Consider the following 6,691-nt stretch of genomic DNA (forward strand, 5'->3'; position numbering starts at 1 on the left):
GACTTCGGCGCGTTCGGTTTGCAGCTTCACGCTGCAGCCTTGCACGTCGTGGCGGCCGCGTTTGAGGATGAGCACCACGTCGTAAGCGGTGCAGCCGCCGGTGCCGGCCAGCACGGTCTCCATGGGTCGGGGCGCCAGGTTGGCGCCGCCGTTTTCGGGTTTGGCCGCGTCTGGAGCGCCGTCCATGGTCAACACATGGCCGCTGCCGGTTTCCGCTACAAAACCCATGTGGGAACGGGTTCCGGTATGGCCGGTCCAGGTGACGGTGCATTCCATGTGAAATCTCGGTGTGCGGTTTGTGGCAAAACCTAGGCTTTGCTGCCTAGAGTCTGGAAAAAACAACTCTGCATGTTGCAACGCAGCATGTGATGGTTATACTGGCGTCATTGTATTCAACGGTTGTCTCCTCTGCCCTCACGGGTGGATTTAAACCCGGCCCACTCAGGTGGTCCGGGTTTTTTTTCGCGCCGAATATGATGACTGCCAAGGAAGACCCATGACACAGCGCAAAACCCCGTCCCGCACCGCACCCAAGGCCGCTTTGGCCAAGACCGCCGTCCCGTTGGGGCCTGCAGAGTATTTGAAGAAAATTTTGAACGCCCGCGTGTACGACGTGGCGGTGGAGTCGGCACTGGAGCCGGCCAAGAACCTGAGCGAGCGGCTGAAAAACCAGGTTTTGCTCAAGCGCGAAGACCAGCAATCGGTGCGCAGCTTCAAACTGCGAGGGGCTTACAACAAGATGGCCCACTTGTCGCCGGCCCAGCTGAAGAAAGGTGTGATCTGTGCATCGGCCGGCAACCACGCGCAAGGTGTGGCCTTGGGTGCCAAAAAGCTGGGCACGCGGGCGGTGATCGTGATGCCGACCACCACGCCGCAGGTCAAGATCGATGCGGTGCGCGCGCTGGGCGGCGAGGTAGAACTGCATGGAGAAAGTTATTCCGACGCCTATACCCACGCGCTGACGCTGCAAAAAAAGCAGGGCCTGACCTTTGTGCACCCGTTTGACGATCCGGACGTGATCGCGGGCCAGGGGACCATCGCCATGGAGATCCTGCGCCAGCTCCAGAGCCTGGGCTCGGACCACCTGGATGCGATTTTTGTGGCCATCGGCGGCGGCGGCCTCATTTCGGGCGTGGCCAACTACATCAAGGCCGTGCGGCCTGAGATCAAGGTGATCGGCGTACAGACGACCGATTCCGACGCCATGCTGCAGTCGATCAACAAGGGCCAGCGCGTCACACTGTCCGACGTGGGTCTGTTCGCCGACGGCACCGCAGTGAAGCTGGTGGGTGAAGAAACCTTCCGCATCGCCAGAGGCCTGGTGGACGGCTACGTGGTGGTGGACACCGATGCGGTGTGTGCGGCCATCAAAGACATCTTCGTGGACACGCGCAGCATCGTCGAGCCTTCGGGGGCGCTGGCGGTGGCGGCCATCAAGCAGTATGTGGCCACGCACAAGACGAAAGGCGAGACCTATGCCGCCATCTTGTGTGGCGCCAACATGAATTTCGACCGCCTGCGGTTTGTGGCCGAACGCGCCGAGGTCGGCGAAGAGCGCGAAGCCTTGTTCGCGGTGACCATCCCCGAAGAGCGCGGCAGCTTCCGGCGTTTTTGTGAACTGATCGGCGATCTGCCCGGCGGCCCCCGCAACGTCACCGAGTTCAACTACCGCATCCACGACGAACGGCAAGCGCATGTGTTTGTGGGCCTGACCACCCACGGCCGTGGCGAATCGAGCAAGATCGCAGCGACCTTTGGCAAGCACCGCTTCGAAGCGCTGGACCTCACGCACGACGACCTGGCCAAAGAACACATCCGCCACATGGTGGGCGGGCATTCGCCGCTGGCGCACGACGAGCGCCTGCTGCGCTTCATTTTTCCGGAGCGACCTGGTGCGTTATTGAAGTTTCTGAGCGGCATGCGGCCGACTTGGAACATCTCGCTGTTCCATTACCGCAACCAGGGCGCGGACTACGGACGCATTCTGGTCGGCCTGCAGGTACCTGCCAAAGATCACAAGGCATTCGACCGCTTCGTCGAGGGCCTGGGCTACCCTTGTGTGGAAGAAACACACAATCCGGTGTACCGTTTGTTCCTCAAAAGCTGACTCCACCCCCTTTCCATGCCCACCCAGCCCGCCGACCTCGCCAGCGCCACAGCGTCCAACGCCCGCTCCGGCTCGGCCGACCCAGCGGCTGCGTTGCGCCTGCCGCACATCGAATCCACCGCCGACCCGGCGCTGGAGCAAAAGTTGATGTTGCGGCTGACGCCACCCGACCACGGCCAGCACGCGCTGGGGCGTCTGGAAGAGTTGGTTCTGCAACTGGCCCGCATCCAGAGCGCCCGCCCGCTGCCCTTTGATCTGCTGGTCTTCGATTCACCCCAGGTGGTGGTGTTTGCCGCCGACCACGGCATCGCGGACGAAGGTGTGTCTGCGTTCCCGCAGACCAAAACCCGTGAACACGTGCTGCACATGCTGCAGGGCACGGCGCTGATCAACAACCTGGCGGAACTGCATGGTTTCGATCTGACGGTGGTCGATGCCGGCGTGGCCAGCCATGTCACCTTGCCGGAAAACACCAAGCCGCGCGTCCCTTTGCTGGTGCGCAAGATTGGCTACGGCACACGCAACATGGTGCTGAGTCCGGCCATGTCGGTCACGCAGGCGGTGTCGGCCCTGCACGCCGGTATGGACGTGATGCGGCATCTGCCCGGCAATGTGGTGGCTTTGGCGGACGTGGGCGTGGGCAACACCTCGTGCGCGTCCCAACTGCTGTCGCGCCTGTGTGGCGTGCCCCTGGCCGACGCTTGCGGGCGCGACCAGAAGCCCGACGACAATCTGATCCAGAACAAACTGGATGTGCTTTTCGCCGCCGCCAGCCGGCACCGCAAAGCCACTTCCCCACTGGAGGCGCTGGCCGCCCTGGGCGGTTTTGAGGTGGCCATGATGACCGGCGCCATGCTGCAAGCGGCCAGCGAGCGCAGAGTGGTCTTGGTGGACGGTTTTGTGGCTGGCGCCGCTGCGCTCGTGGCACGCGGCCTGCAGCCCAACGTGGCCGACTACCTGATTTATGCGCACCGATCAGTAGAACCCGGTCACCGGCTGATGTTGATCCACCTGCAGGCCAAACCCTTGCTGGACATGGAACTGCGCGTCGGGCAAGGCACCGGCGCCCTGCTCGCCTGGCCTTTGCTGTTGACCGCGCAAAGCCTGCTGGAGCAGCGCCGGGCGAACACGGTTTGAAGGGCTGCGCCGCCGTCCCGCTCCATTGAGAGCCGAGATCACCGCACCGCGCGGCCCGGATTTCAGGGCTTGACCGGGTCCACCTCGGGCAGGATCAACTCCACCGAAGCTGGTGCCTGCACGGACGTGCCCAGGCGCGCCGATGTCGGCCCCACCGCCTGCAACACCAGGCCGCCCTCCAGCGAAGCGCCCACGGTGTAAGGCCTGGCGGCTTGCCCGTCGACCGCGATCAGTGCCGCGCCGTGCACCGCGTTGCGGGTCACCACGCCCACCAGGCTGTAGCGTGTGGCCGGTACCACCACCGCAGCGTCGGCGGTTGCGGCTTGCGGCAATGCGCCCAAAACACGCGCCACCGCTTGCGGGTCCGCCGATGGCAAGGCCATGGCGGGCGCGGACACCGGCACCACCGGCGTGCGGCCCCAGGCCAGCAACACCCAGTAACCGGCACAAAGCCCGGCGGCCAGCCACAGCAGACCGGCCACCGCCTGCGGCCACAGGCGAGAGCCGCGTCCTGCGCCCATCAAGTCGGGCAGTGCGGTGTGGCCATGGGGTGTCGCCTTGTTCATGCCCGCATTATGATCGACTGGATCGCCCCTGCTAAGGCCGGGGCCTGCAGACCACACCCCTCGGCATTCGGGCCGTGAGATCCAGTTTTCGGGAGATTGTTTTGAACCAGCCGACCCCCCAACACCGCACCGGTTTGCGCCGGCGCTCCCCAGCGCGGCCGCGCGGCTTCACCCTGATCGAATTGATGGTGGTGCTGGTCATCATTGGCGTATTGGCCGCGCTGATCGTGCCCAATGTGCTCGACCGCGCCGACGACGCGCGGGTGACCGCCGCCAAGACCGACGTCAACAACGTGATGCAAGCGCTCAAGCTCTACCGCCTGGACAACCAGCGCTACCCCAGCAGCGAGCAAGGCCTGAACGCCCTGGTGGTCAAGCCCAGCGCCAGTCCCGTGCCACCCAACTGGCGCCCCTATCTGGAAAAGCTGCCCGCCGACCCGTGGAGCCGGCCATACCAGTACCTGAACCCCGGACTGCACGGCGAAGTGGACGTGCTGTCGCTCGGCGCCGATGGACAGCCCGGTGGCGAGAACCGCGATGCCGACATTGGCAGCTGGCAGTGAAGGAAAAATGGAGCGGAGCCCTGGCGCCCGCTCCCACCGGGTGCGCCAAGCCGCACCAGCCACGGCCGCCTAGCTGCCGACGCGCCGCCGACGCGGTGAACACCGCCTCCCGGCCGCGCAGCCGGGGCTTTACGCTGCTCGAACTCATGGTGGTGGTGGCCATCGTGGCCTTGGCCACGGCGGGCGCCACTCTGGCTCTGCGCGATGGCAACGCCGCGCAGCTGGAGCGCGAAGGTCTCAGGCTGGCGGCTTTGCTGGAGGCGGCCCGTGCGCAATCGCGCACCAGCGGCATTGCCGTGACCTGGCGCGCCGTGCCGCAAGGCTTTGCTTTCGAAGGCGTGAACCAGCGCCAGGATGCCAGCGTCTCGCTGACCGAACCGCGCACCTGGCTGCAAGCCGACACCCAGGCGCGCGTGACCCAGCCCGATGGCGCTGAAACGCTGGTGCTGGGCCCCGAGCCCCTGATCGCCGCCCAGCGGGTGGTGATTTTCCACGCCGACCGCCGCCTGACCCTGGCCACCGACGGGCTGTCGGCGTTTGCCGTGGTGCCGGACGCTGACACGCCATGACGCGGCCACACCCAGCGCTGCGCCACGCGGCCGGTTTCACCCTGATCGAGGTGCTGGTGGCGCTGGCGATCGTGGCCATCACCCTGACCGCCGGCCTGCAAGCCATGGGTGGACTCACCCGCGCCGCCGAGCGCCAGACCGATCAATGGCTGGCCCAGGTGTGCGCCGAAAACGAACTCACGCGCCTGCGCTTGCAGCGCCAGTTGCCCGGCGTGGGTGAAAGCACCGTGGGCTGCGAACAAGTGGGCCGCACGCTGCAGGTGCGCCTGGTGGTCTTGCCCACGCCGAACCCGAACTTCCGGCGTGTGGATGCGGTGGTCGAGGCGCCAGTGCTGGGCGTCAACGCGCGCCTGCTCACCCTGTCAACCGTCATGGGGCGGTACTGAGGTGTTGACGCCCCGTCGCGACCCCATGGCCACACCATCGCGCGGACGTGGCTTCACGCTGATCGAACTGCTGGTGGCGATTGCCATCATGTCGCTGCTGGCCTTGTTGAGCTGGCGCTCGATCGACGGCATGAGCCGCACCCGCAACCAGACGCAGGAACGCGCCGACGCCTTGTTGCGCCTGCAATCGTCGCTGGGCCAATGGACCGCCGATCTGGACGCCATCGTCGATACGGGCGAGGTCAGCCCGCTGGACTTTGATGGCCGCCTGCTGCGGCTGACCCGGCGCGACAGCACCGAAAGCGGCCTCACCAGCCCCGGCATGCGGGTGGTGGCCTGGGCCCGGCTGCCGCGCACCGGGAACGGTGACAGCGCGGACCAAACCGCGGGCGCCTTCGCCTGGGCGCGTTGGCAGTCCGAACCCTTCACCCAGCGCAACGAGCTGGCCCGCGCCTGGCAGCGCGCATCCGAATGGGGCGGTGGCGCCAGCCCGGCGGGGTCCGGCAGCGCCATCCAGCTGGTGGGCATAGACCAGTGGCAACTTTTTTACCACCGGGGCGATACCTGGGGCAACCCGCTGTCTTCGGTGGGCTCGGAAAGCGTGGGCGGCGTGGTATCGGCCAGTTCGCCCCTGCCCAACGGCGTGCGCCTGGTGCTCACGCTCTCCCCCGGCCAGCCGCTGGCCGGCAGCCTGGTGCGCGACTGGGTGCGCCCCACCCTGGAGCCCCGCCCCTGATGCAACAGCCGCACCGCGCCCATGGCAAACGCCCGGCCAAGGCCCGTCGGCAGGCGGGGGCCGCCTTGCTGCTGGCCATGGTCACCGTGACCCTGGTGGCCACGCTGGCCACGGCGGCCATGTGGCAACAATGGCGCGCCACCGAGATCGAATCCGCCGAGCGGCAGCGCGCCCAGGCCGGCTGGATTCTGGTGGGTGCGCTGGACTGGGCGCGTCTGATCCTGCGCGAGGACGCGCGCTCCAACCAGAACAGCGGCAACGCCGACCACCTGGGCGAGCCCTGGGCCACGCCGCTGGAAGAGGCGCGCCTGTCCAGCTTTCTGGCCGCCGACAAGAACAACAACAGCAGCACCGACGACGTGCAGCAGGCTTTTTTGTCGGGTGAAGTGATCGACTTGCAGTCGCGCCTGAATTTCACGAACCTGGTGCGGGTGAGCGGCGAAGGCGCCCAGGCAAAGGCCGAGGTGTCCGAAGCCGACCGCCTGGCCTTCACCCGCCTTTACCAACAACTGGACCTGCCACGCGCCGAGCTCGATAGCGCCATCGAGGCCTTGAAAAACACCCGCCACCTGGCGCTCACCGACCCGCTGCCATCCAAGACCGCGCTGGTGCCGAAAAAGCTGTCGC

8 protein-coding genes and 1 pseudogene are annotated in these 6,691 nt (G+C 66.4%); 7 read left to right on the forward strand and 2 right to left on the reverse strand.

The window, feature by feature from the left end; all coding sequences use genetic code 11:
* The coding region (locus ABYB95_RS14135; RefSeq protein ID WP_372659204.1) for an OsmC family protein at nucleotides 1–276 on the reverse strand (276 nt) is incomplete at its 3' end.
* A gap of 220 nt (nucleotides 277–496) precedes the next feature.
* Between ABYB95_RS14135 and ilvA the strand changes: the two genes are divergently transcribed.
* The gene (ilvA, locus tag ABYB95_RS14140) at nucleotides 497–2,107 is read left to right on the forward strand and encodes a threonine ammonia-lyase, biosynthetic (RefSeq protein WP_372659205.1); all 1,611 of its coding nucleotides are present in this window, start codon (nucleotides 497–499) and stop codon (nucleotides 2,105–2,107) included.
* A gap of 15 nt (nucleotides 2,108–2,122) precedes the next feature.
* A complete protein-coding gene (cobT, locus tag ABYB95_RS14145) occupies nucleotides 2,123–3,244 on the forward strand; it encodes a nicotinate-nucleotide--dimethylbenzimidazole phosphoribosyltransferase (RefSeq protein WP_372659207.1) in 1,122 nt (373 codons plus the stop codon).
* A gap of 62 nt (nucleotides 3,245–3,306) precedes the next feature.
* Here cobT and ABYB95_RS14150 read toward each other — a convergent pair whose 3' ends face one another.
* Nucleotides 3,307–3,810, reverse strand: coding sequence for a type II secretion system protein N (locus ABYB95_RS14150; RefSeq protein ID WP_372659209.1), 504 nt, complete (start codon nucleotides 3,808–3,810; stop codon nucleotides 3,307–3,309).
* A 101-nt stretch (nucleotides 3,811–3,911) separates the two neighbouring features.
* Between ABYB95_RS14150 and gspG the strand changes: the two genes are divergently transcribed.
* From gspG to ABYB95_RS14175, 5 genes and pseudogenes are all read left to right on the forward strand, one after another.
* A complete protein-coding gene (gene gspG / locus ABYB95_RS14155; RefSeq protein ID WP_372659210.1) occupies nucleotides 3,912–4,373 on the forward strand; it encodes a type II secretion system major pseudopilin GspG in 462 nt (153 codons plus the stop codon).
* Nucleotides 4,374–4,519: 146 nt separating this feature from the next.
* Nucleotides 4,520–4,942, forward strand: a complete 423-nt coding sequence (locus tag ABYB95_RS14160) for a type II secretion system protein GspH (RefSeq protein ID WP_372659213.1) — start codon at nucleotides 4,520–4,522, stop codon at nucleotides 4,940–4,942.
* Nucleotides 4,939–5,328: a type II secretion system minor pseudopilin GspI gene (gspI, locus tag ABYB95_RS14165; RefSeq protein ID WP_372659211.1), complete on the forward strand. Its 390-nt coding sequence runs from the start codon at nucleotides 4,939–4,941 to the stop codon at nucleotides 5,326–5,328. Before ABYB95_RS14160 ends, gspI begins: the two co-directional genes overlap by 4 nt.
* A gap of 25 nt (nucleotides 5,329–5,353) precedes the next feature.
* Complete coding sequence (locus ABYB95_RS14170; protein WP_372659212.1) at nucleotides 5,354–6,064, forward strand: type II secretion system protein J; 711 nt, start codon at nucleotides 5,354–5,356, stop codon at nucleotides 6,062–6,064.
* A pseudogene (locus tag ABYB95_RS14175) lies at nucleotides 6,064–6,691 on the forward strand (type II secretion system minor pseudopilin GspK); the annotation flags it as partial. The gene ABYB95_RS14170 and the pseudogene ABYB95_RS14175, both read left to right, overlap by 1 nt.

Source organism: Hydrogenophaga sp., assembly GCF_041633695.1.
Lineage (GTDB): Bacteria > Pseudomonadota > Gammaproteobacteria > Burkholderiales > Burkholderiaceae_C > Hydrogenophaga.